The organism is uncultured Hymenobacter sp. (assembly GCF_964242765.1).
GTDB lineage: Bacteria > Bacteroidota > Bacteroidia > Cytophagales > Hymenobacteraceae > Hymenobacter.
Window position 1 is genome coordinate 1 of record NZ_CAXTBM010000052.1, and the last position, 26,281, is coordinate 26,281.

At 57.0% G+C, this 26,281-nt stretch carries 22 protein-coding genes; 10 read left to right on the forward strand and 12 right to left on the reverse strand.

Annotated features, from left to right (window positions below; translation table 11 throughout):
* Nucleotides 1-97 precede the first annotated feature (97 nt).
* The 3 genes from ACFE7X_RS18785 (at nucleotide 98) to ACFE7X_RS18795 (ending at nucleotide 3,274) form a co-directional block, all read left to right on the forward strand.
* Nucleotides 98-871, forward strand: a complete 774-nt coding sequence (locus tag ACFE7X_RS18785; RefSeq protein WP_375437226.1) for an AMP nucleosidase — start codon at nucleotides 98-100, stop codon at nucleotides 869-871.
* Between the two features lie 157 nt (nucleotides 872-1,028).
* Entirely contained in the window at nucleotides 1,029-1,463 is a 435-nt protein-coding gene (locus ACFE7X_RS18790) for a hypothetical protein (protein WP_375437227.1), read from the forward strand.
* A gap of 152 nt (nucleotides 1,464-1,615) precedes the next feature.
* Nucleotides 1,616-3,274: an amidohydrolase gene (locus ACFE7X_RS18795; RefSeq protein WP_375437228.1), complete on the forward strand. Its 1,659-nt coding sequence runs from the start codon at nucleotides 1,616-1,618 to the stop codon at nucleotides 3,272-3,274.
* 88 nt (nucleotides 3,275-3,362) lie between these two features.
* Here ACFE7X_RS18795 and ACFE7X_RS18800 read toward each other — a convergent pair whose 3' ends face one another.
* From ACFE7X_RS18800 to ACFE7X_RS18840, 9 genes are all read right to left on the reverse strand, one after another.
* Nucleotides 3,363-3,878, reverse strand: coding sequence for a DinB family protein (locus ACFE7X_RS18800; RefSeq protein ID WP_375437229.1), 516 nt, complete (start codon nucleotides 3,876-3,878; stop codon nucleotides 3,363-3,365).
* 132 nt (nucleotides 3,879-4,010) lie between these two features.
* The gene (locus ACFE7X_RS18805; protein WP_375437230.1) at nucleotides 4,011-5,444 is read right to left on the reverse strand and encodes an MFS transporter; all 1,434 of its coding nucleotides are present in this window, start codon (nucleotides 5,442-5,444) and stop codon (nucleotides 4,011-4,013) included.
* 76 nt (nucleotides 5,445-5,520) lie between these two features.
* Nucleotides 5,521-6,138, reverse strand: a complete 618-nt coding sequence (locus ACFE7X_RS18810) for an NTP transferase domain-containing protein (protein ID WP_375437231.1) — start codon at nucleotides 6,136-6,138, stop codon at nucleotides 5,521-5,523.
* A 28-nt stretch (nucleotides 6,139-6,166) separates the two neighbouring features.
* On the reverse strand, nucleotides 6,167-7,354 hold the full coding sequence (locus ACFE7X_RS18815; RefSeq protein ID WP_375437232.1) for an XdhC family protein: 1,188 nt from the start codon (nucleotides 7,352-7,354) through the stop codon (nucleotides 6,167-6,169).
* Nucleotides 7,355-7,447: 93 nt separating this feature from the next.
* A complete protein-coding gene (locus ACFE7X_RS18820; RefSeq protein WP_375437233.1) occupies nucleotides 7,448-9,778 on the reverse strand; it encodes a xanthine dehydrogenase family protein molybdopterin-binding subunit in 2,331 nt (776 codons plus the stop codon).
* A gap of 200 nt (nucleotides 9,779-9,978) precedes the next feature.
* The gene (locus ACFE7X_RS18825) at nucleotides 9,979-10,959 is read right to left on the reverse strand and encodes an FAD binding domain-containing protein (RefSeq protein ID WP_375437234.1); all 981 of its coding nucleotides are present in this window, start codon (nucleotides 10,957-10,959) and stop codon (nucleotides 9,979-9,981) included.
* Nucleotides 10,960-10,995: 36 nt separating this feature from the next.
* Nucleotides 10,996-11,634 carry a (2Fe-2S)-binding protein gene (locus tag ACFE7X_RS18830; RefSeq protein ID WP_375437235.1) on the reverse strand — a complete coding sequence of 213 codons (639 nt, stop codon included), beginning with the start codon at nucleotides 11,632-11,634 and terminating at the stop codon, nucleotides 10,996-10,998.
* Between the two features lie 557 nt (nucleotides 11,635-12,191).
* Complete coding sequence (locus ACFE7X_RS18835; RefSeq protein WP_375437236.1) at nucleotides 12,192-12,419, reverse strand: hypothetical protein; 228 nt, start codon at nucleotides 12,417-12,419, stop codon at nucleotides 12,192-12,194.
* A gap of 319 nt (nucleotides 12,420-12,738) precedes the next feature.
* The gene (locus tag ACFE7X_RS18840) at nucleotides 12,739-13,008 is read right to left on the reverse strand and encodes a hypothetical protein (protein ID WP_375437237.1); all 270 of its coding nucleotides are present in this window, start codon (nucleotides 13,006-13,008) and stop codon (nucleotides 12,739-12,741) included.
* Between the two features lie 456 nt (nucleotides 13,009-13,464).
* On the opposite strand from ACFE7X_RS18840, the gene ACFE7X_RS18845 reads away from it, so the two are divergent.
* Nucleotides 13,465-15,591, forward strand: coding sequence for a prolyl oligopeptidase family protein (locus ACFE7X_RS18845; protein WP_375437238.1), 2,127 nt, complete (start codon nucleotides 13,465-13,467; stop codon nucleotides 15,589-15,591).
* A gap of 164 nt (nucleotides 15,592-15,755) precedes the next feature.
* Here the strand turns inward: ACFE7X_RS18845 and ACFE7X_RS18850 are convergent, their stop codons facing one another.
* Both ACFE7X_RS18850 and ACFE7X_RS18855 read right to left on the reverse strand, forming a co-directional pair.
* A complete protein-coding gene (locus ACFE7X_RS18850; protein ID WP_375437239.1) occupies nucleotides 15,756-15,962 on the reverse strand; it encodes a hypothetical protein in 207 nt (68 codons plus the stop codon).
* 339 nt (nucleotides 15,963-16,301) lie between these two features.
* Nucleotides 16,302-16,661, reverse strand: a complete 360-nt coding sequence (locus ACFE7X_RS18855; protein WP_375437240.1) for a hypothetical protein — start codon at nucleotides 16,659-16,661, stop codon at nucleotides 16,302-16,304.
* A gap of 781 nt (nucleotides 16,662-17,442) precedes the next feature.
* Between ACFE7X_RS18855 and ACFE7X_RS18860 the strand changes: the two genes are divergently transcribed.
* Nucleotides 17,443-17,862 carry a hypothetical protein gene (locus ACFE7X_RS18860; RefSeq protein WP_375437241.1) on the forward strand — a complete coding sequence of 140 codons (420 nt, stop codon included), beginning with the start codon at nucleotides 17,443-17,445 and terminating at the stop codon, nucleotides 17,860-17,862.
* A 161-nt stretch (nucleotides 17,863-18,023) separates the two neighbouring features.
* Complete coding sequence (locus ACFE7X_RS18865; RefSeq protein WP_375437242.1) at nucleotides 18,024-20,243, forward strand: ATP-binding protein; 2,220 nt, start codon at nucleotides 18,024-18,026, stop codon at nucleotides 20,241-20,243.
* Nucleotides 20,244-20,440: 197 nt separating this feature from the next.
* On the opposite strand, the gene ACFE7X_RS18870 is transcribed toward ACFE7X_RS18865, so the two are convergent.
* Nucleotides 20,441-20,998: a 2'-5' RNA ligase family protein gene (locus ACFE7X_RS18870; protein WP_375437243.1), complete on the reverse strand. Its 558-nt coding sequence runs from the start codon at nucleotides 20,996-20,998 to the stop codon at nucleotides 20,441-20,443.
* Nucleotides 20,999-21,309: 311 nt separating this feature from the next.
* On the opposite strand from ACFE7X_RS18870, the gene ACFE7X_RS18875 reads away from it, so the two are divergent.
* The 4 genes from ACFE7X_RS18875 (at nucleotide 21,310) to ACFE7X_RS18890 (ending at nucleotide 26,206) form a co-directional block, all read left to right on the forward strand.
* A complete protein-coding gene (locus tag ACFE7X_RS18875) occupies nucleotides 21,310-21,465 on the forward strand; it encodes a hypothetical protein (protein WP_375437244.1) in 156 nt (51 codons plus the stop codon).
* 159 nt (nucleotides 21,466-21,624) lie between these two features.
* Nucleotides 21,625-24,135, forward strand: coding sequence for a TonB-dependent receptor domain-containing protein (locus tag ACFE7X_RS18880; protein ID WP_375437245.1), 2,511 nt, complete (start codon nucleotides 21,625-21,627; stop codon nucleotides 24,133-24,135).
* A gap of 138 nt (nucleotides 24,136-24,273) precedes the next feature.
* Nucleotides 24,274-25,299 (forward strand): aldo/keto reductase, encoded by a 1,026-nt coding sequence (locus tag ACFE7X_RS18885; protein WP_375437246.1) that lies wholly within the window; start codon nucleotides 24,274-24,276, stop codon nucleotides 25,297-25,299.
* A gap of 91 nt (nucleotides 25,300-25,390) precedes the next feature.
* On the forward strand, nucleotides 25,391-26,206 hold the full coding sequence (locus ACFE7X_RS18890; RefSeq protein ID WP_375437247.1) for a DNA/RNA non-specific endonuclease: 816 nt from the start codon (nucleotides 25,391-25,393) through the stop codon (nucleotides 26,204-26,206).
* Nucleotides 26,207-26,281 lie beyond the last annotated feature (75 nt).

Below are 26,281 nucleotides of genomic sequence, written 5' to 3' on the forward strand. Positions count from 1 at the left end.
CCTTCGTGGGGTGGACGGTTTTTTTGTAACCAATTTATTGAACCTCATACTTGGCTAGGCGGACGCCGGATCGAGCATGACAGAATAATTCATTCTTATGAAAACCAAATCAGACATTCTTGAAAATTGGCTACCCCGCTACACCGGCGTTCCCCTCAAGGAGTTCGGGCAGTACATATTGCTCACCAACTTTATCAACTACGTGCACATGTTCGCCGAGCAGTTTGGCGTGGAGGTGAACGGCCTCGATAAACCGATGCAAACCGCTACGGCCAACGGCATCACCATCATCAACTTCGGAATGGGCTCCCCCATGGCTGCTACCGTGATGGACCTCATTTCGGCGGTGAAGCCGAAAGCGGCGCTGTTTCTGGGCAAATGCGGCGGCCTGAAAAGCAAAACCAAGCTCGGCGACCTGATTTTGCCTATCGCCGCCATTCGGGGCGAGGGTACTTCCGACGACTATCTGCCGGCTGAAATTCCCGCGCTGCCCTCCTTCCGCCTGCAACGCGCGGTGTCGTCGATGATCAAGAAGCACGAGAAAGACTACTGGACCGGCACCGTGTATACCACCAACCGCCGGGTGTGGGAGCACGACGAAAACTTCAAAGAGTACCTGCGGCAGATTCGGGCCATGGCCGTGGACATGGAAACGGCTACCATCTTCACGGTGGGCTTCGTAAACGAGATTCCGCACGGCGCGCTCCTGCTCGTCAGCGACAACCCGATGACACCCGAGGGCGTGAAAACGTCGGAAAGCGACAAAAAAGTAACGGCCGACTTCGTAACAGCCCACCTACAAATCGGGATTGACTCGCTACTGGAGCTGAAAAACTCTGGCGAATCAGTGAAGCATATGCGCTTCGAGTAGCGAAAACAGCCCTTATCGCTTAGCTTGCGCAGCGGCGCTACCAGGAAAAACCCCAGTGGCTCCAACCCACTGGGGTTTTTCCTTGTCACTTCCTCCAACGTACTGGGGTATGCAGCGTCTTTTATTACTTTATTACCGACCGCTGTTTTAATTTGCTATGGATTCATTCTCTACTGCTTATCTGGACGTTGCCTATCACCCCGACCAACAACTGCTATATGGGCATTGGAAGCGGGGAGTCATGCCCTTCGAACTCCAACGCGGCTACGCAGCCATCCTCGACGTAGCGGCTGAAACGAACTGCCGCTTTTGGCTGCTCGACGTCCGGCGCCGGACGGGAGTGGATGCTTCCGACGTGTTCTGGATGATGGAAGATTTCTTTCCACGCCTACACCCCCGCCTGGGCCGCACCACGTACATCGCGCTTTTGATGGCCCCGCACCACCTGGCCGGCGCGCTGGCCAACATTGGCCTCTCCCAAAACAACGCAACTTCACAAGGCCAGCCGTACCTGATTCAGCGGTTTACCGACGAAAACCCGGCCCGCGCCTGGCTCGAATACTGCCTGCAACGTGACTCGGTGGAGCAGTGAAAGGACTTCGTGGTAAGACAGTGAAATGGTGAGGTAGTGAGATGATGACAGTGACGTTCTGCTAGCGCGAGTCTGCGCAAGTGGTGCAATTAGAACGTCACTGTCATCATCTTACCACCTCACCATTTCACCTTTTCACTTACTTTCGCGGCATGCTTCAATTTTTCCGCCTGTTTGCCCTGCTACCGTTGTTGGGCTTTTTTAGTAGCTGCCAAAGTAGTTCAAACCAGTCGGTTGATTTGGTGGTCTACAATGCTACCGTTTACACCGTCGATTCCGCTTTCACCAAAGCCACGGCCTTTGCCGTGCAAGACGGCAAGTTTGTGGCCGTGGGCAAAGAGGAGGACATCCGCAGCAAGTACACGGGCAAGGCAACCGTTGATGCCCGGGGCCAATTCGTTTATCCGGGCTTCTACGACGCGCATTGCCACTTCTACCGCTACGCCTTGGGGCTGCGCGATGCCGACCTGGTGGGCACTACCTCGTGGAAGCAAGTGGTGGCGAAGTTGCAGCAGCAGCGTCAGCAATACCCGCAGGCCGCCTGGTTGACGGGGCGCGGCTGGGACCAGAACGACTGGTCCAACAAGCAGTTCCCTACCAAAGACACCCTCGATATCCTGTTTCCGAACACGCCGGTGTTTATCGTGCGGGTGGATGGGCACGCGGCCCTCGTCAACCAGAAGGCGCTGGACCTGGCGGGCGTCACCACCAAAACGCCCATTAGCGGCGGCACCATCACTAAAAACGCAGCCGGTCAGCTAACGGGCTTGCTGGTTGACAATGCCGTGGATTTAGTCAGCACGAAGATTCCGGAGCCCACACCGACCGAAGCCAATGCAGCGTTGCTGGAAGCCCAGCAGCGCTGCGTAGCTGTGGGCCTCACCAGCCTCGCCGATGCGGGCCTCGACAAAGCGAATATCAACCAAATGGCCGCGTTGCAGCAGCAAGGCAAGCTGAAAATACGCGTATACGCCATGCTCAACCCAACCAAGGCCAACAAAGACTATTACCTGAAAAACGGACCGGTGTTCGAGGACCGCCTTACGGTTTGCAGCTTCAAGGTGTACGCCGACGGGGCCCTTGGTTCGCGCGGCGCCTGCTTGCTGCACCCCTACACCGACAAGCCCAAGGAAACCGGCTTTCTGCTTTCTTCCATAGCCGACTACCGCGCTTTAGCCAAAGAGCTGGCGGCCAGTAAATTCCAAATGAACACCCACGCCATCGGCGACTCCAGCAACCGTTTTTTGCTCGATGTGTACGGCGAGGTATTGAAAGGCAAAAACGACCGTCGTTGGCGCATCGAGCACGCGCAGGTGGTGAGCAAGGCGGACGTGCCCAAATTTGGGCAGTTCGGTATTGTGCCTTCGGTGCAGCCCACCCACGCCACTTCCGATATGTACTGGGCCGGCGAGCGGCTGGGCGCTGAGCGGTTGAAAACGGCGTATGCCTTTAACGACCTGCGTCAGCAATACGGCCAAGTAGCCCTCGGCTCCGATTTCCCGGTGGAAGATATCAATCCGCTGTTTGGCTTCCACTCCGCCGTGGCCCGGCAAGATGCCAAGAACTATCCCGCCAGCGGGTTTCAGATGGAAAACGCGCTGAGCCGCCCCGATGCGTTGCGCGGCATGACCACCTGGGCGGCGCACGCCGCCTTCGAAAACAAGCAGAAAGGCAGCATCCGCCCCGGCATGGCCGCCGACTTCGTGGTGTTGGATACCGACCTATTGCAAGTCCCCAAAGAGAAGCTGCGCGGCGCGAAAGTGCAGCAAACCTGGATTGCCGGCGAGCAGGTGTTCTCAATTAAGAATTGATAAGTAAGAATGAAGAATTGGCCGTTCAACGCTCCAAGTGGGAGTTATTGAACGGCCAATTCTTCATTCTTACTTATCAATTTTTAATTTACCGAACAGGAGCTTCATCGGCGGAGCCGCCGTAGATGGCGGGCACCGGGATATCGAGTAGGCGCAGGTAGACGCTCAGCTGGCCGCGATGGTGGATGAGGTGATTCAGAACCAAGGTCCGGGCTACCGCGGCGCGGGGCAGGGTCATAAACACCTGCTCGCCTCGGCGCAACGACCACATTCCGTGAAACGTAGCGTCATCTATTTGCTCTAAGGCCTTGTGAATGTTCTCGCCATTGACGTCGAAGCGGCGCAGTACCTCGTCGGTGGTGGTAGGCGAATCGGGCATTGTTACGCTGGCCAAATCGGTTTCGGAACCAGCCAGCGACATTTCCAGAAAGCCAACCAGATTGGCCATGTGCGAAGCGAGCGTGCCAAGCTTCATCGACTTGGGGTGAGGCTGCCAACTGAACTGCTCGTTGGGAACTCGCTCTAGAAGACGGCGGGTGAGTTTCAACTCGTGTTTCAGCTCTTGGCTAAGAGCAGCTTGCAAAGTGGGTTGGGCTTCGGTCATGAAGTTGGAAAAAGTATGATAAGAGTGCTGGAAGGTTTTAGAAGTGACTTCTTGGCGAAAAGTTATTGCAAATAAATAGCGCCAAACGAAAAGCCCCGCTTGTGGCGGGGCTTACTGATTATTTCAGGCGAACTACTTCGGAGAAACGGGCACGCCCATGTTGGGCGTAGCGGGTGGTGGGGCCAACACCTGGTCGCCTGCACTCTGCACCTCGTCGCGCAACTTCCGGCCGCGCAAACGCAACAGGAAAATCAAGCCCAAAACGAAGAACACGATAAGCGACAGGATACTGTTGCGCATCGAGCCCGTAATCTGGGCAATGACGCCGAACACGGCAGTGCCGATAACGATGCTAAGCTTTTCGGTTACATCGAAAAAACTGAAGAAAGCAGCAGTATTGGGCGTGTTTTCGGGGATTATTTTGGAATACGTACTCCGGGAAAGGCTTTGCACTGCGCCCATGGTGAGGCCGATAACCGAGGCCAGCGCGTAGAAGCTCCAACCGGCCTGCACGAAATACCCGGCAATGCAAATCAGCATCCAAATCACGACCGACCAACTCAGGGCCCGCGTGTTGCCGATGCGCTCCGACAGCTTTGAAAACAGATAGGCTCCTAGGATACCCACTAGCTGCAACAGCAAAATAGTGAGAATCAGGGCGGAGCTTTCCAGCTTCAACTCTTCGTCGCCGAAGATAGTAGCCACGTACATAACCGTTTGCACGCCCATGTTGTAGGTGAAGTAGGCTAGCAAAAACCGCTTCAGGTTGGGCAGATGCTCGAGCTGTGCCCAGACCTTACCTAGTTCTCGAAACCCGTTGAGCAGCCAGCCCGAATCGGCAGCGGCGGCAGTGGCCGGACGGCCAGGGTCGGCGGGCAAGGCGAAAAAGGGAATCTGCGCGAAACCAGCCCACCACACCCCAGTGAGCAGAAACGCCAGGCGCGTGGCGAAGCCTTCTTCCAGCCCAAGCGTCTCGTGGCCCATTATTAGGCCCAAACAAACCAGCAGCAGCAGCACCGACCCAATGTAGCCCATCGAAAAGCCCCGCGCCGACAACGAATCATATTGGTCTTCCGAGGAAATTAGGGGCAAGTACGAGTTGTAGAACACAATAGAACCCGAGAAGCCAATAGTGGCCGAAATGAATACGAAAGTGCTGACCGTCAGTGTATCGGGGGTGAAGAAAAAGAGGGCGGCGCAGGAGGCAGCCCCGAGGTAGCAGAAGATCTGCATGAACAGCTTCTTGCGCCCCGAAAAATCGGCCAATGAGGTCAGGAACGGGCTGATGAGGGCAATAAGCAGGAAGGCTGCCGAAATAGCGTAAGTGAGCAATGAGGAGCCTGGCACTTGAAAACCAAGGAAATCTACCGGACTTTTGCCGCTGTCGGTGCCGGTAACTTGTTTCACCATAGCGCCCCAATAAATGGGGAAGATACTGGACGTAATAACGAGCGGATACACGGAGTTGGCCCAGTCGTAGAACGTCCAGCCGCGGGTGATTCGTTTATCGTCTTTGGGAATGTTGTCGAAGCCGGTGTCCGGCGCGGTAGCCGAGGCAGTTGTCATAGAGACAAAGTTGAAGGTGTAGTACCGGCCAAGATAACGGGATTCAACGGTTGGGGTTGTTGGGCGGTTGGCAATGTTAGCTGTTACCCGTTGGGGAGGGCGCTTCCCCACGTAGCAGCGCCGCGTACTGTTGCGGCGTATCAACGTCTACGGCCCCGGCGGCAAACGGCACGGTGGCTACTAGCTGCGGGTGCTGCTTGAGTAGTTGGGCGGCCCCGGCGGCATTGGAAATCCCTCGGAGTAGCGGCAATACTTCGGCCCCAAAGAGCACCGGCACGCCCCGCACTGCACCATATTCAGCGGCCACTATGGGCTGGCCCGTGTCAAGGTAAGTTGCTACCAGCTGTTCCAGGACGGTAGCCGTCACGTAGGGCTGGTCACAGAGTATTACTACCACGGTAGCCCAGGTATTGCACAAGCTCTGCAAGGCCGTTAGGCCAGTTTTGAGCGAGGCACCCATGCCCTCGGCCCAAGTGCTGCACTGCACAACCAGGACCGGCAGATCGGTTAATTCTGGCAATAGTTCTGCGTGTAAGGCGCCCGTCACGACCACTACCGGCGCCCCGGCCGCAGCGGCTACGGCTGTTTCAACGGCGCGGCGCAGTAGCGTTTGGCCTTCATAGCACAATAGCTGTTTGGGCTGGCCCAAACGTGAAGACGAGCCGGCTGCAAGAACAATAACCGCAGTGGACATAAGCGAATTTAGCCTCTTTTCTATAGCGTTACAGCTCACAGACCGCATCTACGCGGCCTTCGGCTTGCAACGGTCCGTTCGAATGCAGCGGCGGGTGAATCGGGTCGGGCGAGTCACGCAGGAAGCCGGCGGGGCGGCCCGCCAGTACCGCCTGGATTTCCGCTACAATGGACAGCGCAATTTCTTCGGGAGTTTCGGCACCCAGGTTGAGGCCGATGGGGCTGTGGAGCCGGCCGGCCAGCAGCTGTGCGGCTGTGGGCTCTTCTTTTTGCAGATCAGTAAGTAGACGCTCGTATTTTTTGCGGGGCCCTAGCAGTCCAATGTAGCGCGTAGGTGCAGGCAATAAGTGGCGCAGCACGGCCAAATCGTAATAGTAGTTGTGGGTCATAAGCAGCGCAAAGCGCGCATCGTGGGGCTCTTCTCCTACCTCGGTTAGTGGCAGCACCCGCACTAGCTCCGCCTCCGGAAAACGAGTGGGTTGGGCTTGCGCGGGCCGGCCATCCAGCACCTGCACTCGCCAGCCCAATCCGGCAGCTAAATGCACGAGGGGCTGTACGTCGTTGCCGGCGCCGTAGATGGTAAGCCGTACCGGGGGGTGCAGTATTTCCAGGCACACCCGCACGGTGCCAACTCCGGCGGCATAATGGCGGGTAGCAGGCTGCCCCGCTTGCAAAGCCGCGCGGGCATCGGCCAGTATAGTTTCGTACAACTCAGATGAAGCGGGAAGGGTACCTTGCACCGTGCCATCGGGCAACAGCAACAGCCGCTCCCCCATCTGAACAGGAGCTTGCGCCCCAGCCAAACTAAACACCGTGGCTACCACAGCAGGCGCCTCCACTCCCTCAACCCAACGGCGCAGCATTTCCAGCGGATTGTCAGGATCAGTGAAGTCAAGCGGCTCCAGCAGGATCTGCACGACGCCTTGGCAGCCGAGCGCGGCGCCGAACTGCAAATCATCTTCCGGGTCGGTGGAGTCGTAGGTAACGACGGTGGGGCGGCCTTGCCGAATGGTTTGGCGCGCTCGGCGGCGGGCATCTCCCTCCAGGCAGCCGCCGCTGATAGCCCCGGTCAGTTGCCCATCTTCCGTAACGAGCATGCGGGCGCCCGGCCGCCGATACGCCGAACCCGCCACATCTACCACCGAGGCCAACGCGCAAGCACGGTTAGCGGCGCGGTGCTCGTCGTAGGCAAGAAGAAGGCGCTGAAGCTCAGTCATACAGGGCAATGGTTATCGGCTAGAGTGAATTAGAGCGGTATACGAGCGCAAGAAAGCTATGGGCGTTGAAAAATTGGAAACTGCAACCTCAAGCTAAACTGCCAAAGCCCCCATTACTTTATCGGGTGTGATCGGCAAATCCCGCACGCGTTTGCCAGTGGCGTGAAATACCGCATTGGCCACGGCGGCGGATACGCCGACCATTGAAATTTCACCGATGCCTTTCACGCCCATGGCGTTGATATAAGGATCGTGTTCTTCAATAAATTCCACTGTCATTTCCGGAATGTCGGCATTGACGGGAATGTGGTACTCGCCCAGGCTGGCGTTGGTGTAACGGGCGAAGTTTGGGTCGCGGTAGGTTTCTTCCATCAGCGCCGCGCCTATCCCGAAAATGCTGCCGCCGATAATCTGGCTGCGGGCGGTTTTGGCGTTCAGAATCCGGCCGGCACCGTGCACACTCACCCAGCGCGTAACGCGCACCGTACCAAGTTCAGCATCGACGCGCACCTCGCAGAAATGCGCCCCGAAGGAATGCATGGAGTGGCCCCCTTTGTCGTCTTGATGGCCGGAGTCGGCGGGGCCGGGGGCGAGGCCGGTTTCGTAGCCCGCGCCGTACTTACCGTTGCCGGTGCCCTCGATGTCGGTCATTTCGTTGCGCTTCATCAGGGCTGCGAAGTCCTCACCTTTCTGCTTGTTTGCTTTGAGTACCAACCGGTTTTTCTCGACTACCACATCTTCTATTTTCGCCCTGAACAGCGGCGACTTCTTATCGGCTACGGCCAGCTTTTTCAGTTTCTGCCACACCTCCTGCGCCGCCACGTACACCGACGACGACACCGTACCGGCCGCCACCGAACCACCCGAGTTGGGCGCCGTAGGCAAGCGTGAATCCCCCAACTCGAACCGCACTTTATCGGGCGTTAGGCCCAGGGCATCGGCGGCCACTTGTGTCATGACGGTGTAGGTGCCGGTGCCGAGGTCGGTGGCGCCGCTTTGCACCACGGCGTGGCCGTCAGCGTAGAGGCGGACGCGGGCCGTACCCTGCGAGTTGTGCACCGGGTACGAGGCCGTGGCCATGCCCATGCCGATCAGGTAGCGGCCGTCGCGGGTAGCACCGGGTTTGGGGTTGCGCTTGTTCCAGCCAAACAGTTCGGCTCCGCGGGCGTAGCACTGCTTCAGGCTCTTGCTGCTCCACGGCTTACCGTTGGTGGGGTCTTTTTCGGCGTAGTTGCGCAACCGGATTTCTATGGGGTCGATGCCAAGCTGAACCGCCAGATCGTCCATCGAGCACTCAATAGCAAACGAGCCGGGAGCCTCCCCGGGGGCGCGGGTGAAGGTGGACGTCATGACATTGGCGCGCGCCAACTGGTACGACGACTCGAAAGTGGGGCAGTCGTAGAGCAGGTTGATGATGCGGCTGTTGGGTTCGGCGTAGTTGTCCCAAAGCGAGGTGGTCGAGGTTTTTTCGTGCACCAGCGCCAGCAGCTTGCCTTCCTTGGTAGCCCCGATTTGCAGGGTTTGGGTTTGGTCTTCGCGGTGGCCCATGCCCGTAAACATCTGCTGGCGCGTGAGTACCAGCTTCACCGGCCGGTTCACGGCTTTGGCGGCCTGCACCGTTAGTACCGTGTGAGGCCAGGATGAACCCTTGCAGCCAAAGCCGCCCCCGATGTACTTAGTCACCACCCGAACCTGCTCCTGCGGCAGCCCCAGCATGGTCGCCAACGACTTCTGCGTGCGCGTAATGCCCTGCGTGGACTCGTACACCGTCAGCCGGTCAGGGGCTTCCCAGATGGCCGTGGTGGAGCCGGGCTCCATGGGGTTGTGGTGGTTGATGGCGTGGGTGTAGGTGGCCGAGTGCTTGATGGGCGCCGACGCCAAGGCCGCCTGCGCGTCGCCGCGGCGGGTGTAGCCCTTGGTTTTATCGTCTTGTACCTTCTCCGGGTTGAAGATTTCGGCCTTGGGGTCTTGGTACGAGGCCAAGGGCTTCTCAACGGCGTACTGCACCCGGACCAGCGAGGCGGCGTGGGTGGCCCGCTCAAACGTGTCGGCCACTACCAGCGCCACCGGCTGCCCAGCGTAGTGCACGGTGTCGGAGGTTAGCGGCAGGAAACCCATAGGCGCGCCAATGGCTTTCTTGCCTTCTGGGTCGTTGGGCGTTCTGGCAAGCTTGGGCAATGTTTGGTGGGTAAGCACGGCCAGCACGCCGGGCTCTTTCATAGCGGCCGTAATGTCGATGCTCTGGATTTTGCCTTTCGCAATTTCACTGCCTTTCAGTACGCCATACACCAAGCCCTGTAGCGGAAACTCAGCCGAGTACTTCGCCTTGCCAGTTACCTTGTCGTAGCCGTCTACGCGGTTGAGTGGCTGCCCCACTACGCCGCCGGGGCCATTGGTTTCAAAAAATCTAGGTTCGGTCTCCATACTATCTTATGCTAAGTCGTAGGCGGTAGCGCGAAGCCTGCGCTTCGCGTCTCGTTGAACGACTGTACCCCGAAGCAGCACCTGGCTCGTTGCACGTCGTAGTTATTGAATTCTGTTTCGGTTGTTCAACGAGACGCGAAATGGAAGCTTCGCGCTATGGTCGTTCGGTAGCCGAAACAGCGCTTTGAAGTGCTGAAAGGTTACGCCGTTATTTCCTGCAAAGCCCGGACGATGGTTTTCTGCGCCATTTCCACCTTGAACCGGTTGTGCTCGCGCGGGGCGGCACCCCGGACGGCGGCGGCGGCGGCAGCCCGGAAGCTGGCTTCCGTGGCGGGCTTGCCCACCAGCATTTTTTCCGCTTCCAGCGCGCGCCAAGGCTTGGTCCCGACGCTGCCCATGGCAATGCGCGCCGACCGGATCTGGCCGCCCTGCACATCAAGGCCCACAGCCGCCGACACCAGCGCAAACGCGTACGAAGCCCGGTCGCGCACCTTCACGTAGTGCGACTTGCGGGCATGCGCCGCGGCGGGCACGGTTACGGCCACAATCAATTCATCAACTTCCAAAATGGTTTCGCGCTGGGGCGTGGTGCCGGGCAGCAAGTGAAAATCGATGAGCGGCACGCGGCGTTGCTTGCCCTTGCTGTTTTCGAGGGTCACTACGGCATCCAGCGCCACCAAAGCCACCGCCATGTCGCCGGGGTTGGTGGCGATGCAGGCTGCACTGCCACCCAGGATGGCCAGGCCGCGGTTGTCGCCAGTTTGAGCGGGGCAGCCGGAGCCGGGGTTGCGCTTGTTACACGGGAAGGCCGTGTCGCGGAAGTAGGTGCAGCGGGTGCGTTGCATCAGGTTGCCACCAATGCTGGCCATGTTGCGCAGTTGGGGCGAGGCACTAAGCAGCAGCGCCTCGGAAATAGCCGGGTACTGCTGCACTACTAGCTGGTTTTCGCCTACGTCGCTCATGCGTTCCAAGGCGCCAATACGCAAGCCGTCGGGGGTTTCGCTGATGCCTTTAAAAGGCACCATGTTGATATCGACAAGCTGCGGATGCTGCTCGACGTTGAGCTTCATCAAGTCAAGCAGCGTGGTGCCGCCGGCTATGAAGGCAACTTGCGCACTGTCTTTGCGTGCGCCGGTAGCCTCTTTGGCTGTGGTGGCCGTGGTATAACTGAAATTGTTCATTGGTTCTGTAGTTGTACTAGACCGTCCTTCTCAGCTCTAAGCCTTGCCCGCCACTTCGCGCACAGCGGCCGTGATGTTGGGGTAAGCCCCGCAGCGGCACAGGTTGCCGCTCATCCACTCCCGGGCTTGGGCGTCGGTGGTGGCGTGGCCTTCTTTCACGCAGGCTACCCCCGACATGATTTGGCCGGGCGTGCAGTAGCCGCACTGGAACCCGTCGTGCTTCACGAAGGCTACCTGCATCGGGTGCAGCTCCTCCCCTTTAGCCAACCCTTCGATGGTGGTGATTTCCTTGCCCTGGTTCATGACGGCCAGCGTCAGGCAGCTATTAATCCGGCGGCCATCGACGAGCACCGTGCAGGCGCCGCACTGGCCATGGTCGCAGCCTTTCTTGCTGCCAGTTAAGTTGAGGTTTTCGCGCAGGGCGTCGAGCAGAGTTACCCGCGGTTCGGCGCGGAACGGGCGGGCGGTGCCGTTTACGCGCAGCGTCATTTCCGACACGCCCTCCACGGTTTTCGAGTAGGCCGTCAGGCGTTCGGCTTGGCTAACCAGCGGCGGCGTGAGGGCCAGCCCCAGAATACCACCGGCCTGCTTCATGAAGGAACGACGCGAACCATCTTCGGGCCGAACGCCAGGAGACGTACCGACGGAATCGTCCGGAATAGGAGTAGTTGACATAAAGCAGGGAATGTAAAGTAAGACCGAAGGCGGCCACACACTAAGCGCAACCTGGCAAGGCGCCTCAATACGCGGTGCTGTGCACAAACAACCTAATCAGGTAAGGTGCGGTTTAGGTGAACGTTGAAATACTTGTCCGCCCTCCTCACTCATCCTTCAAACCGCCAAAGCTGCTTAGCTTCCATACGCCATACGGTTCAGTTGAGTTAACTTAATTATTCGCTGATGCAGAGCGTGTTGCTGAGGGCGCGTACTCGCCCTCCAAGATCCCCGAGCTGAGCAACGCTGCTTGCGCCAACACCCAAAGCCTACTTAACCACTTGTAAAGGCAATTCGTGGCGGTTTCCAACTTTCAATTACCTTCTACTCACTACACAAGAAACCCCTTACCGGCGAAGGACAGGGGTTTTGCGGAGCGTTTTACAACGACTTAGAAGTCATTCAGCTCGATAAAAGCGTTGTCACTCCGACGAAGCAGGAAGCTGGGTGAAACCGATCCACCAGCTCCTTCAGATTCCTTGTTCGTCGGAGTGACATCTCCTTACTTGGGTAGGTTCTTACTGGTTGCTAACTGCTTTCGGCTGCTTGGCTTTGCCTTTCGCTTTCTTGGGATTCAGCATGTATTTACCATCCGCCGACTTCTTCTGATCTTTTTTCATTCTTTCCCTCACCTTGGCCGTGTCGCCTTGGGCAGTGGGTTGAGTGGGCGCGGTTTGGGCAGAAACTGGCGCCATAGCACCAAGCAAAAAGGTTGAAAGAACGGCGGTAAACACGACTTTTTTCATAGCATAGAGGCGAGCAGTGAAGGAAAACGCCGCGCCAGCCTTGCGCGTACGTTGCAGTTAATACGCAGCCCCAAAGAAAGCTGGCGTCCTTGTAGCCAGGAATTTAAGTTACATGAGCAGAAGCGGAACCGCTACAAGCGCCACGTTGCAGCCGGTTTACTTTATTTATGATTGGACAACGACCAATTAAGCCATAGCTGAGAAGACAACAAGCCTTTTATGGACACCTCCTAGTTGAAAATGCGGCAACCTACTAGGCAATAAAAAACCCTTCCAGAATAGTGCTGGAAGGGTTTTTAGGTTGAGCTTTGAAGCTACACTATTGCTTGGCAGGAGTCTCTTCTACGGCCTTGTCAGCCTCCTGATCACGAACTACAGCGGTGTCGCCAGCTTCGGGAGCCATATCGGAGGCGGCTTGGTCAGCGGCGCCTTCTACTGCGTCGCCAGCTTTTTCGGTGGCGTTGGCAGCGTCCGTGGCCGCGCCTTCAGCAGTTGCCTCAGCATTTTCCTTGGTTGCTTCCGAGCAGGAAGTCAAAGCGAAAGGAGCGAAAGCGGCAAGAACAAGCAGGGATTTGAAAGAGAATTTCATGGCTATGGTTAGGTTTTTCTGTGAACTGATATCAACTTGATACCCTACTTTCCAAAAAGTAACCTGCTCAGTGCTTAAAATTTCATGAAAAACAAACCTAGGCGTTGGCTGGCTCGTCTGTTTCGTTTCCTTTTTTTCTTTTTGGAAGCAATTTTTCTCTCCCCAAAATCAGCTTGGAAGTGTTCAGCTATTTCCAATGCTGGAAGATGCTTGTAGCACCTACCAAACAATGTTTCATTGCTGCCTTGTATCTTGAACACGTTGCCAAGGCCTACGCCTAGGGCAGCACCAGAGGCCAGGCGGCCCAAGCTTGAGCAGTAGGTTTACCGCCAGCCCTTTGTTACTTTCAGTTAGCGCCTAAAGGCCACCCGGCAAGCAACGCCTTACCAGTAGCGGCGTCTATCCTTGCCAGCACTTGCTGCTTTTTCCGTCATTTTCTCACGTAATCCTTCCTCTATGAGAAGCTTTTTTACCTCGTTTGTGCTACTGCTGGCTGGAGCGCAGGCCTATGGCCAAACCGCCATCAAGCCCCTGCCCTACCCCCAAACCAAAAAAGTAGACACCGCCAACACGTACTTCGGGACGAAAGTAGCCGACCCCTACCGCTGGCTGGAAAACGACCAAGCCGGTGACACCAAGGCCTGGGTGCAGGAAGAAAACAAGGTAACCCAGAATTACCTCAGCCAGATTCCGTTCCGCGACGCCATTCGCAAGCGCCTCGAAACGCTTTGGAACTACGAGAAATACGGCGCGCCTTTCAAGGAAGGCAAGTACACGTACTTCAGCAAGAACACGGGGCTGCAAAGCCAGTCGGTGCTGTACCGGCAGTTGGGCAGCACGGGCGCCCCGGAGGTGTTCCTCGACCCCAACAATTTCTCGAAAGACGGCACCACCTCGCTGGCGGGCATCAACTTCACCAAAGACGGCAGCTTAGCCGCCTACCAGATTTCGGAAGGCGGCTCGGATTGGCGCAAGGTGATTGTGCTGAAAACGGCCGACAAAACCATCGTGGGCGACACCTTGAAGGACGTGAAGTTTTCGGGCCTGGCCTGGAAGGGCAACGATGGCTTCTACTACAGCAGCTACGACAAGCCCAAAGCGGGCAGCCAACTGGCCGGCAAAACCCAGATTCACAAGCTGTTTTACCACAAGCTGGGCACCAAGCAAACTACCGATAAGCTGGTATTTGGCGGCGAACAAACGCCGCGCCGCTATATCGGCGCTTCCCTGACCGAGGATGAGCGGTTTCTCGTTATCAGCGGCGCCAACACTACTAGCGGCAACGAGCTTTACATCCAGGATTTGAGCAAGCCCGGCAGCGCCATTGTGCAAGTGGTTGATAATGAGAAAAGCGAAGTGGGTGTGCTCGACAACGTGGGCAGCAAACTCTACATCGAAACCAACTACAATGCGCCCAACAAAAGGGTGGTGACCGTGGATGCCGCCAACCCCAAGCCCGCCAACTGGAAAGACCTGATTCCGGAAACTAAAAACGTGCTGAACGTCTCCACGGGCGGCGGCAAAATCTTCGCTAACTACCTGAAGGACGCCACTTCCCTCGTTGAGCAGTACGACATGAGCGGCAAGAAGGAGCGCAGCATCAGCCTGCCCTCGGTGGGCACGGCCGGGGGCTTCGGCACCAAGAAAGAGGAGAAGGAAACCTACTACACCTTCACGTCCTACATCTACCCGCCCACCATTTTCAAGTACGACATTGCCACCGGCAAATCGACAGAGTTCAAGAAGGCCGGCGTACAGTTCGACCCCACCAAGTTTGAATCGAAGCAGGTGTTTTACAACTCCAAGGACGGCACGCGCGTCCCGATGATTATTACCTACAAAAAAGGAGTGGTGCTAAACGGCAAAAACCCCACCCTGCTCTACGCTTACGGCGGTTTCAACGTGAGCATGACGCCCGGCTTCAGTACTTCTAACATCGTGCTGCTCGAAAACGGCGGCATTTACGCCGTGGCCAACCTGCGCGGCGGCGGCGAGTACGGCGAGAAGTGGCACGAAGCGGGCACCAAGCTGCATAAGCAGAACGTATTCGACGATTTCATTGCCGCCGGCGAGTACCTGATCCAGAACAACTACACCTCCAAAGACTACCTCGCCATTTCGGGCGGCTCCAACGGCGGCCTGTTGGTGGGCGCGGCCATGGCCCAGCGCCCCGATATGTTCAAGGTGGCTTTCCCCGCCGTGGGCGTGATGGACATGCTGCGCTACAACCAGTTCACGGCCGGCGCCGGCTGGGCCTACGATTATGGCACCGCGCAGGACTCCAAGGAGATGTTCGAGTACCTCTACAAGTACTCGCCCTACCACGCCCTGAAGCCCGCCAGCTACCCCGCCACCCTGGTTACCACCGCCGACCACGACGACCGGGTAGTGCCCGCGCACTCCTTCAAGTTCGCCTCGCGCCTGCAAGAGGCGCAGCAAGGCGCCGCCCCCGTACTAATTCGCATCGAAACCAAGGCCGGCCACGGCGCGGGCCGTTCCACCGCGCAGGTAATCAGCGAGCAGACCGACAAATGGGCGTTCATGTTCCAGAACATGGGCGTGCCGTATAACGTGGCCAACTAAGTTATTTTTGCTGCGGTTGTTTGCTAGTCAAAGCAAGCCTACAAAACAAGAGCGGGTTGCCTGACAGGCAACCCGCTCTTGTTTTGTAGGCTTCAACTGAACAGCTGTTTTCGTGGTAGACCCACTCTAAACGATGGCAGCAGCTCAATACAGCAGGGTGCTGCTTAGCTAGGTTTTTCGGCCTTTATTCTCGTCTTGCCTTTCTTGTTGTTTGCTTTGACTTTGCCGTCCGTGGTTTTCAGCTTTTCTCTTTTACCGTTTGATTTCAACTTAGTGGTGTCGCCTTGCACGGGGGTAGTTTGAGCGAAAGCGGGCGCAACGGTGCCAAGCAGAAAAGCAGAAAGGGCGGCAGTGAACAGGAGCTTCTTCATGGTATAGGATGGTAAACTGTGAAACAATAGTGATGCCGTTATACAGGTAAGCACAACGAATACGAGTACTTACGCAAGATCAGCCGTATCCGTTGTTTCCATCTCATTACTAAGTTCTTACAATCATCTCAAGCAAGCTTTGTTGCTTGCCTGTATCGTTGGTTTTCTCCCAGCTCAACCTTACTAAAAGCAAGCGGAACCTGTGCTTTATCGCCGCTTTGAAACAACTTCTTGATAAAGGCTTCAGTACGGTGGTTAAATAAAAAACCACCCATTCTGTGCGAATGGGTGGTTTTCAGTTTTTGCGACTATGCCTTACGGCACAGAGTAGGCGTGTTATTAGCGGGTAGTAGTACCGCCAGTGGTACCCGAAGTAGTGGTACCCGTGGTGCCCGACGTAGTGCTACCGGAAGTAGTACCCGTGGTGCTACCCGAAGTAGTGCCTGAGGTGGTACCAGTGGTAGCGCCCGAGGTGGTACCCGAAGTAGTGGTGCCAGTGGTAGTAGAACCGCTGGTAGTGCCATCGGTGCTGGTGCCTGACGTGCTTGTACCCGTCGTAGTCGTTCCGGTATCAGTACCCGAAGTGGAGCTAGCAGGAGTGTCAGTGCTGGTGCTGGTGCAGGAAGAAAGGGCCGCGCCGGCACTGAAGAGAAGAGCAACTACACGGATGGTCCAGGCTGAATTCTTAGTCTGTTTCATGGGGTCTGATGTGTGATGGTGATGAGGTGAATGGTGAACAGGCACCTTGTGTTTGTGAAGCCCTTCTACGAAGCTTCTTGTCAAATTGATATAAAACAACTGAAAAAAACTACATATTTTTTTTCAACCCCATGTATTCATGATGCCATATCTAGTCTTTATTATACATTTAAACCATTTATTTTCAACCTGTTATATACTACTTAACAGACCTGGATTACTCGCTGCAATTTCCGAGCAAATAATTTCCATTTAAGGCCCGAAACTACCAGACACACCTATTTGGCGAACTTTTCGGGCCGGATGTAAGGAACCGAAAGTTGTCCTTTTAAACCTTCTTACCGGGGCACATATCAGCTAAACTAACTTAAAATTCGGGGCGCGAAGAGGCGCGGCGGACGGCTGTTTTTTACCTGGTAGAGCTAGCTTAACCGTTGCCGGCCGCCCAAGCAGCCGCCCGCTTCAAACGGGTGAAACCAGAAAAGCGAAACCCGTGTCGGCTACGCTGGTAGGATTGAACCTGCTACGCTCCCTATCGGGCCGGAGAGGAGCACTGCGTTGTAGGCGCGGTTGTGGGCATTCACTCTTGTAAGCTGGTTGAGCTTCGCTGCGCCTTGCATGAGGCTTGTTTTATCTGTGTATTCAATGATAGGCCTACATACTTGCCAACGACAAGCGAACTTAACTCAAAGTCTGTTATAAATTAAATAATATTGATTTGCATTAATTCGTATCATATCTTATATTAACTTTTATTTATATTTCTTCTCGGTTCCTGTCCATGACTTCTAATCCCCAACAAGTACCTGCAACCGATTGGGTTGCCGTAGTGGAAGCCTATATTGAAGTACTAGGCCGGCCTGTGTTGCTGCCAGAAGGCGCTTCCATAGCGGAAGCAACCGAAGCCAAATGGGGCCCTTATGGTTCCATTTTATATCTTGTAAAGGATGTCAGCGGAATGATTCTTACAAGAAAGGGTCCCGAAGAACTTGCCTCTGTTAGCAGTGCGGAAAAGGTTAGCGACTTCGTAAGGGCATTAACAGCAAAAGGCTTCAAAGTCAAGGACAAGCGTGGATTTATAGAATCCTCTTCAAGAGGCGACCGGACGATTGAGATAGGGAGCGTGTATCTGTCGAGAGGACCTAAGACGCTAGCCGACTCCGTCTCCTTGGGCGTGATCCATAATCCGGATTGGAGCTAGCGGTAGGCCACACAATTTGCTGCTAGTTGACAGTAGCCACTGCCACTTCCGAACCCCGTAAGAATATTTACTATGGTTGTGCTGAACTTAACGGGAAGCGGGGTTTTATGAAATTCCAGCCAGGCTCTATATCCCCCACCTGCTCTTTGGCGCCTGTCAGCATGAAACCCTACGTCGTTCTGCTGCTCCTTCTAGGCTTTGGGCTGCTTACGTTTCCCGCACCGGGCCAAACACCATCGGCTGATAGCTTGCGCCGCCTGCTGCGTACCCAGCCTCGGCTTGACACAACTCAAGTACGACGGCTACGGCTGCTGGCCCAGCAGGTAAAGGGCACCGATGTAGCGGAGGCCATTCAGCTTAATCGTCAGGCATTAGCCCTGGCCCGGCAACTAGCCGACGTTTCGGGCGAGGGACAGGCACTACTGGACCTAAGCAACTTGCACCGTCGGCAGGCCGACTACGTGGCGGCCCGACGCTACGCCCAGCAGGCCCAGCAACTGTATGCAAGCCGCTTCGATCATCGTGGACTAGGCAAAACCTGGCTGCAACTGAGCACCATTGACATGCTACAGGGCAACCTCACGGTAGCGTTGGCCTCGGCCCTGAAAGGCTTACCCGTTGCCGAGCAGGCCGGCGACCTACAAACCAAAACGCGCCTCCAGTACATTCTAGGCAACGTGTACCACCAGATGGGCAACTACGCCGAGGCCCTGCCGGTGCTGAAGTCCGCCTTGAAGTTTGGCCAGCAAACGGGAGACCATCAACTGGTGCTATCGACTCTCAGTGACTTGGGCAACTCCTACCAAACACTCAAAAAGTGGCCGCAGGCCCTGCTGTATTATCAGCGCGCTTTACAGTTGAGCAAGCAAGTAGGTGATCAGCAAGGAGAAGCCGGCTTCGAGACGAGTCTGGCAGATGTGTATGGCTTGCAAGGCAGTCAGGCCGAAGCCCTAACTCATGGCCTTAGGGCACGCCAACTGGTACGTTTCCTCCACGACGAGTACACCCTACCCCTGGTAGAACTGGCCCTAGCCCGCACCTACCTACTTTCCAACCAAACTGACAGTGTGCTCACGCTGGCCCACCATGCGCTACAGCTAAGCGAGAAAACGCGCAGCAATAGCAACATTCGCAAAGCCAGTGAACTGTTGGCCCAAGCCTACGCTAAGCGCCAAAACTTCGGGCAAGCCTACCGCTACCGCAACCTGCAAATAGCGTACAGTGATACGCTTTCCGGGGAAGATACGCAGCGCAAAACCAGCGCATTGCGGTACGGGTACGAACTAGACCGCAAACGCGCCCAGATTGCGCTGCTCAACAAAACCCGGCAACTACAAGCCCAAACAGCCATTCGGCAGCGGCAGCAGCTCTACGCCTTGTTGGCCGGTCTCGGGGGCGTAATCGTGCTGGCCGGACTGCTGCTACGCAACGTTTATTTGAAACAGCGAACCAACCGACATCTCAACGAAAAAAACCGACAAATAGCCGCCCACCGCGACGACCTCGACCAAGCCCTGACGGAGCTGCAAGCCACCCAGGCGCAACTGGTGCAACACGAAAAGCTGGCTTCCCTGGGTCAGCTGACAGCGGGTGTGGCGCACGAAATCCAAAATCCTCTCAACTTCATTATCAACTTCTCGGACCTGGGCGTCGAGCTGGCTGCCGAGCTAAAGGAGGAGATAGCCAAGGAAGCGCTGTCGGCCATGGGCAAAGCCACGGTTGAGCAGTTGCTCCAGGACCTGACGCAGAACCAACTCAGTATTCACCAGCACGGCCGCCGTGCCGACCGCATCGTGAAAAGTATGCTGGAACACTCTCGGACCAGCAGCGGGCAGTTGCAGTTAACTGACATGAACGCGCTGACGGAGGAGTGTCTGCGCCTGGCACACTATAGCTGGCAGGCTGCCAACAAAGAGTCTAAAGTTATACTAGTCACGCACTTTGCACCGCATCTGCCTAGCCTAGAAGTAGTGCCCCAAGATCTAAGCCGGGTGCTGATTAACCTGCTCACCAATGCCTTTTACGCCGTAACAGAAAAGCAGCGGTTGTTAGGCGAAGCCTTCCAGCCGAAAATACATGTTCAGACCCAACAGACGGAAAAGGGCATTCAAATTCAAATTCGGGACAATGGCAACGGTATTCCGGCTGCCGTACGAGAAAGGATTTTCGAGCCTTTCTTCACCACCAAGCCCACCGGGGAGGGCACTGGCTTGGGCCTCTCATTGAGCTACGACATTGTCACGAAGGGCCACCGTGGCACGTTGCGGGTTGAAACGCAAGAGGGAGAATACACCGAATTCACGATTTGCTTACCGACAAGCACCCCTTCTAAACGCGCGCTACGGGCCGTAGCCTCGGAAACGACAAGGGCCAGCGTATAACGTCCCTCGCCTACACTAGTAGTTCTACATCAGCGTACTGCCCGAGAAGCAAGCTAGTAGTCTGCGTGCACTTCACTCCTGTCCGGCCTTCACGAAGTTATTTGCACTGGGCTCTGAAATCCTCGTTGAAGATTTATGGTTTCTCACGTATTGCCGTGAGAACTGTGCTCACCCGCTACGCAACATTCCCAACTGTATCAGGCTTGGCTCTTGTTTGGTTCTAACAACGCAATGGTAGCCCGGGGCTGCCACTGCCGGCCGTCGTGGCGGAAAAGGGTGAGGGTTTGCACCGGGAAGGTGGCGGCGTAGGACCGAGCCGAGAAAAGCTGACGCAACTCGGGCACCTGCGCGGCAGGCAAGTCGCGGGTGGCCAGGGTGAGGTGGGGCGTAAACGGACGTTTTTCGCGGGGTACTTCCGGCAAGTGCGCGGCGCACCAATCGGTGAGGGCGGCGTGAAAGGCTTTCAGCGCGGCGGCTTCGCTCACGTGCACAAATAAGGTTCTGCTCCCAAACCAAGCAAAATCCTGCAAACCAACCGTAAACGCCGCTTGGGTAGCCGCAAAGTCGGTGAGTACCGCCGCGCATTTCGCTTCAAACTCGTCGGGTTGGCGGATGGGGGGAATTAGGGTGATGTGCGGCGGCAGGCGCACGGCATTGCGGCTGCCCGTAAGGTGGTGCACCTCTTGTTTTAGGGCCCAGATTTGCGAAAACACCGGTTCTGGCGGGAGCACCGCTACTAAGTAAAGCGTATCCATAAGTCAAGCGCGAGCAGGTTGCGGAGAGTAGGCATTGCCATTGCTGCCTGGAACCTAGCCTTCCAGGTTCAGCCCTAACAGAGAAGTTTTGCCCTTGAACGATTCATAAAGGCTGCGCGGACAACCTGCTTTCACCAATAAGTACCTCGCTCCGTCCACTCCAGAAGCTTGCCGATAAACTAGAAGCGCTTTTTGCTAAGCTCTTAAATGAACGCCTTTATCCTTTCCGGCGCCTAGTAAATGCATTACACAGCCTGGCGTCGGGAAGGTATTACATGGGTTTGCAAAGCGGCTAATAAAAATGTTGGCTGTTGGCTGTAACGTTTGGCGTGGGCGAAGGTATTCACCTCAAATTCCGGAACACAACATCTGCCCGCACTGTGCACAGCAACCCGACATCGGAGCGCCACCCTGATCCGAGTCCTACTCCTACCCTCACGCAACTGGTGTGCACCACCATCTTCTAGGATAAACTGAGGAGCCACTTTCGGCTTTTAGGCTGCTCCTGCTCGGGTGTAGACCCGCCTTTGCTTCCACTGACCTTCCTTCTCTGCCTGCTTTGCTGCGGGCGGCTGCTCTTTCGCGTGCCTTTTCCAGAATCGCCAAAACTCCTTTAAGTGCTCATTATGAAATACTTGCTTTGTATTCTGGCCTTGACAGCGCTCGGCCAGCCGCTCCTGGCCCAAAGCCAATCTGCTGCCGCCGCTACTTCGCCCGGCGCTACCAGTCAGGGGCAACTCTCGGGCGCTGTGCTACATGCTACCAGTAAGCAGCCCGTCGAGTTTGCCACCGTGAGCTTGCTCAGCCAGAAGGCGGGAGTTCTGGTGGCCAGTAGCGTTTGCGATACGGGCGGCAAGTTCTCGTTCCCGAAAGTGGCAGTTGGCGAGTACAAGCTTTCTGTCAGCTTCGTGGGGTTCGAAACCAAGATAATGGAGCACATTCAGGTAAGCGGCAGCGGTTCGGCGAAGCTGGAACCCATCCTGCTAGTGCCCACCGCTCAGCAGCTCAGCGAAGTGAAAGTGACCGGGGAGCGGGAACTGATTGAAAACAAGGCCGACCGCCTGGTGTACAATGCCGAAAAAGACCAGAGCAATACCGGGGGCACCGCCGCTGATCTACTCAAGAAAGTGCCCATGCTCAGCCTCGACCCCGATGGCAACCCGGAGCTGCGCGGCTCCACCAGCGTGCGGGTGCTAATCAATGGCAAACCCAGCGGCATGCTCGCCAACAACATCGCTGATGCGCTGCGCCGCCTGCCCGCCGACCAAGTGAAATCGGTGGAAGTTATCACCAGCCCTTCGGCTAAGTATGACGCCGAAGGCTCGGGCGGCGTAATCAACATCATTCTCAAAAAGAATGCTTCGCCGGGCACCACGGGCTCTTTCACGGCTACGGTTGGCAATATGAACAACAGCCTCAACACCAGCCTCAACAGCCGGCGCGGCAAGCTGGCCGTGACCTCGGAACTAGGGCTGGCGGCTTACTACAACCGCTACCGCAGCGTCATTAGCCGCACCGATGTGCTGGCGCCCGGCGAGCTTGCCCAACTCAGCCAACGCACGGCTACCCGCAACTACAACCAGGGCCTAACCGGCCGCCTGAATCTCGATTACGACCTCACGGAAAAAGACGTGCTGACGCTCGGCGCCAACACCGAACTGTTTCGCTACCGCGGCACCCGGGCCATTACGTCCGCCTACTTAACTCCTGGCTTCCCCAACGACGTGTACGCGCGGCAAATAGAATGGCCGTATGCCGACAACCGCTTCCCGAGCCTAGATGTGAATGCGGGCTACACCCATACGGGCAGCCGCCCGCGGCAGGAACTGAGCGTGCTCGGTTTGCTGAGTACCAGCGTTGGTCGGCAAGCGTACGTTCTCGACCAAACCCGCGGCGAAGGCACCGACTACCGCGAAACCAACCTGAACACCAGTCGCAACCGCGAGCTAACGCTTCAGGTTGACTATGCCCAGCCCACCGACAGCACCGGCCTGCTCGAAGTAGGCAGCAAAGCTATTCTGCGCAACGCGGGCAGCGATTATACTATCGAAGCCGACAGCCTTGACGGCCGCGGGTTGGTGCTGGTGCCTTCCCGATCCAACCAGTTCGACTACCAGCAGAACGTGTACGCGGGCTACCTTTCCTACGGCCTCAGCATCAGGAAGGTGTACAGCTTCAAAGCCGGGGCTCGGGTGGAGCACACCCGCGTAGCCGGCGACTTCGTGAACACGGAAGTTAACGTGCGGCAGCAGTACACCACTATTGTTCCAAACCTGCTTGTCTCGCGCGATTTTGGGGCCGACAACGCGCAGAAACTGAAGCTGAGCTACACCCGGCGCATTCAGCGCCCATCTATCTGGCTGCTCAACCCCTACCTCAACGTGAACAACGGCCGCTCGGCCTCCTCGGGCAACCCCAATTTGCGGGCCGAGCTAACCGACGCGTACGAACTGGGCTACAGCACCAGCCACAAAACCAGCACGCTGAATTTATCGGGCTACTGGCGCCAAACCAATAATGCTATCCAGAACGTGTTTACCACGCTGCCTGCTCGCAGCATCTTCCCCGACGATACCACCAACACCAGCGTACTCTACAACACGTTCCAGAACGTAGCGCGCCGCGCCACCTATGGGCTGAGTGTCACGGGCTCCACCAAGCCAAACCCGAAGTGGACGCTCAACGCCACGGTAAACGCTTTTTACCTGAAGGTGAATAGCCCCCTATTCAACGTCAGCAACCAGGGCCTGATGTACAACGGCAACCTCTCGTCGGCCTGGACGTTCGAGCACGGCTACAGCGTCCAGGCGTCGCTGTACGTGAACTCGCGGCGTATCTTGCTCCAGGGCGATGCCAGCGGCTTCCAGAACCACACGTTGTCGGTGAAGAAAGAGTTGTTCGAGAAGAAAGGCAACCTGACGCTCAACCTGGAAAACCCCTTTTCCCGCACCATCCTCTTCCGCGCCGACCTCGCCTCGCCCGACAGCTACACCCTCCGCAGCGACACCTACGCCTACAACCGCGCCGTGCGGCTTAGCTTCAACTACCAGTTTGGCGCCACCACCTCCGACCCGGCCCGCCCTCGCAAGAGCATCCGCAACGACGACCAAAAGAAAGGCGAAAACGGGGGTAGCTGAAGCTTTGTCAGCTTGCGTCATTCTCTAAAAGGTGCCTCTGCCCTGCCTTGTTCTTTGCGGGTATGATGGGTTGGCATGGTCAGGAGCAAAACCAAGCTTGCCGTAAACCGTTTCTGAAGTTCTACTTCAAGACGGATTATGGAATACAGACAATTAGGGGCTTCGGGGCTGCATGTGCCCGTTCTGAGCTTCGGCACGGCCACCTTCGGGGGAGGCAACGAGTTTTTCAAGGCCTGGGGCAGCACCGATGTAGCCGAAGCCCGCCACCTGTTGGATATTTGCCTGGAAGCGGGCGTTAACTTCTTCGATACGGCCAACGTGTACTCGAATGGCATGGCCGAGGAAATCTTAGGTGAAGCGCTGGCCGGGCGACGCCAGCAGGTGCTCATCGGCACCAAAGCCACCTTCCCCATGGGCGAGGGGCCCAACGACTTCGGCTCGTCGCGCCTGCATCTGCTCAAGTCCTGCGAAGACAGTTTGCGCCGCCTCCAGACCGACTACATCGACGTGTATTACCTGCACGGCTTTGATGGGCGCACGCCGGTCCAGGAAACCTTGCGGGCACTCGACGACTTGGTGCAAAGCGGCAAGGTGCGCTACATTGCCTGCTCCAACTTTTCGGGCTGGCACCTAATGAAGTCGCTGTCGGTGTCGGAGCGTTACGGGTGGGCGCGTTACATTGGCCATCAGGTGTACTATTCCCTCATCAACCGCGAATACGAGTGGGAATTGATGCCGCTGGCCCAGGACCAAGGCGTGGGGGCTGTTATTTGGTCGCCGCTGGCAAGTGGGCGGCTCAGCGGCAAAGTGCGGCGGGGCCAGCCGATACCGGAAAGCAGCCGCTTAAAACAGGGCGGCGGCCAGGGCCCCGACGTGCCGGACGAGCTGCAATACAACATCGTGGACGTGCTTGATGAGCTGGCCGCCGAAACCAACAAGTCGGTGGCGCAGGTGGCGCTTAACTGGCTGCTGCAACGCCCCACCGTCACGAGCTTGGTGTTTGGGGCGCGCAACGAAGAGCAACTCCGGGAAAACCTGGGCGCCGTGGGCTGGAACCTCACGCCCGAGCAAGTAGCCCGCCTGGACAAGGCCAGCGACACGCCACCCATCTACCCGTACTGGCACCAACGCAACCTGCCCCAGCTCAATCCGCTGCCCGTTTGAGCCACGGGGTAGCCTACGCGAGTTCGGCGCCTAAGTAGTGCGCTTGTACCTTTGTTTGATGATGCCAGCTTTTCCCCGCTTCCGTTTCCTTTTGCCTTGCGCTCTGCTGGCTTTATTTGCTAGCTGTGAATCCGACAAAACCCCCGAGCCGGCACTCGACCATCTGGCCCTGGGCAACCCCAGCGGCGCCACTACCGACGTTAATCAACCCACCAATTACCTGCTCAGCAAGTCGCAATACGTCCTCTCCTACCACCGGGACCGGGGCATTCCGAACTGGGTGAGTTGGCACCTAAGCACGGAATGGCTGGGCACGGCCGCCCGGCAGGATGATTTTCGGGCTGATGCTGCCCTACCGGCCACCTGGTATCAGGCGCAGAGCAGCAGCTACACCGGTTCCGGCTTCGACCGGGGCCACAACTGCCCCTCCGCCGACCGCACCAAAACGGTAGCCGACAACTCGGCTACCTTCCTGATGACCAACATAATACCGCAAGCGCCCAACAACAACCAAAATACCTGGGGCGACTTAGAGGAATATTGCCGCACGTTGACCAAAGCCGGCAACGAGCTATACATTATCATGGGCCAGTATGGCACCGGGGGCGTAGGCTCGAACGGCGCCAAGTCGACGCTCGACAACGGCCGCATAACCGTGCCGAGCCGCATCTGGAAAGTAGTGGTGGTGCTGCCAGCCGGCACCGACGATGCCAGCCGCGTCACGGCCACCACCCGCATTATTGCCGTCGACACGCCCAACAACAACTCCCTCAACTCTAATTGGGCCAGCTACCGCACCACCGTCGACGCCATTGAGGCCGCCACCGGCTACGACTTGCTGTCGGCGGTGTCGGTGGCCGCGCAACGCACCCTAGAAGCCCGCGTTGATACCGGCCCCACCCAGTGAACAGGCCAAAGAATCTGCAAACTAAGACGCGGTAACGTCTTGCTTAGCAGGCAATACCACACCAGGAAAAGGTTG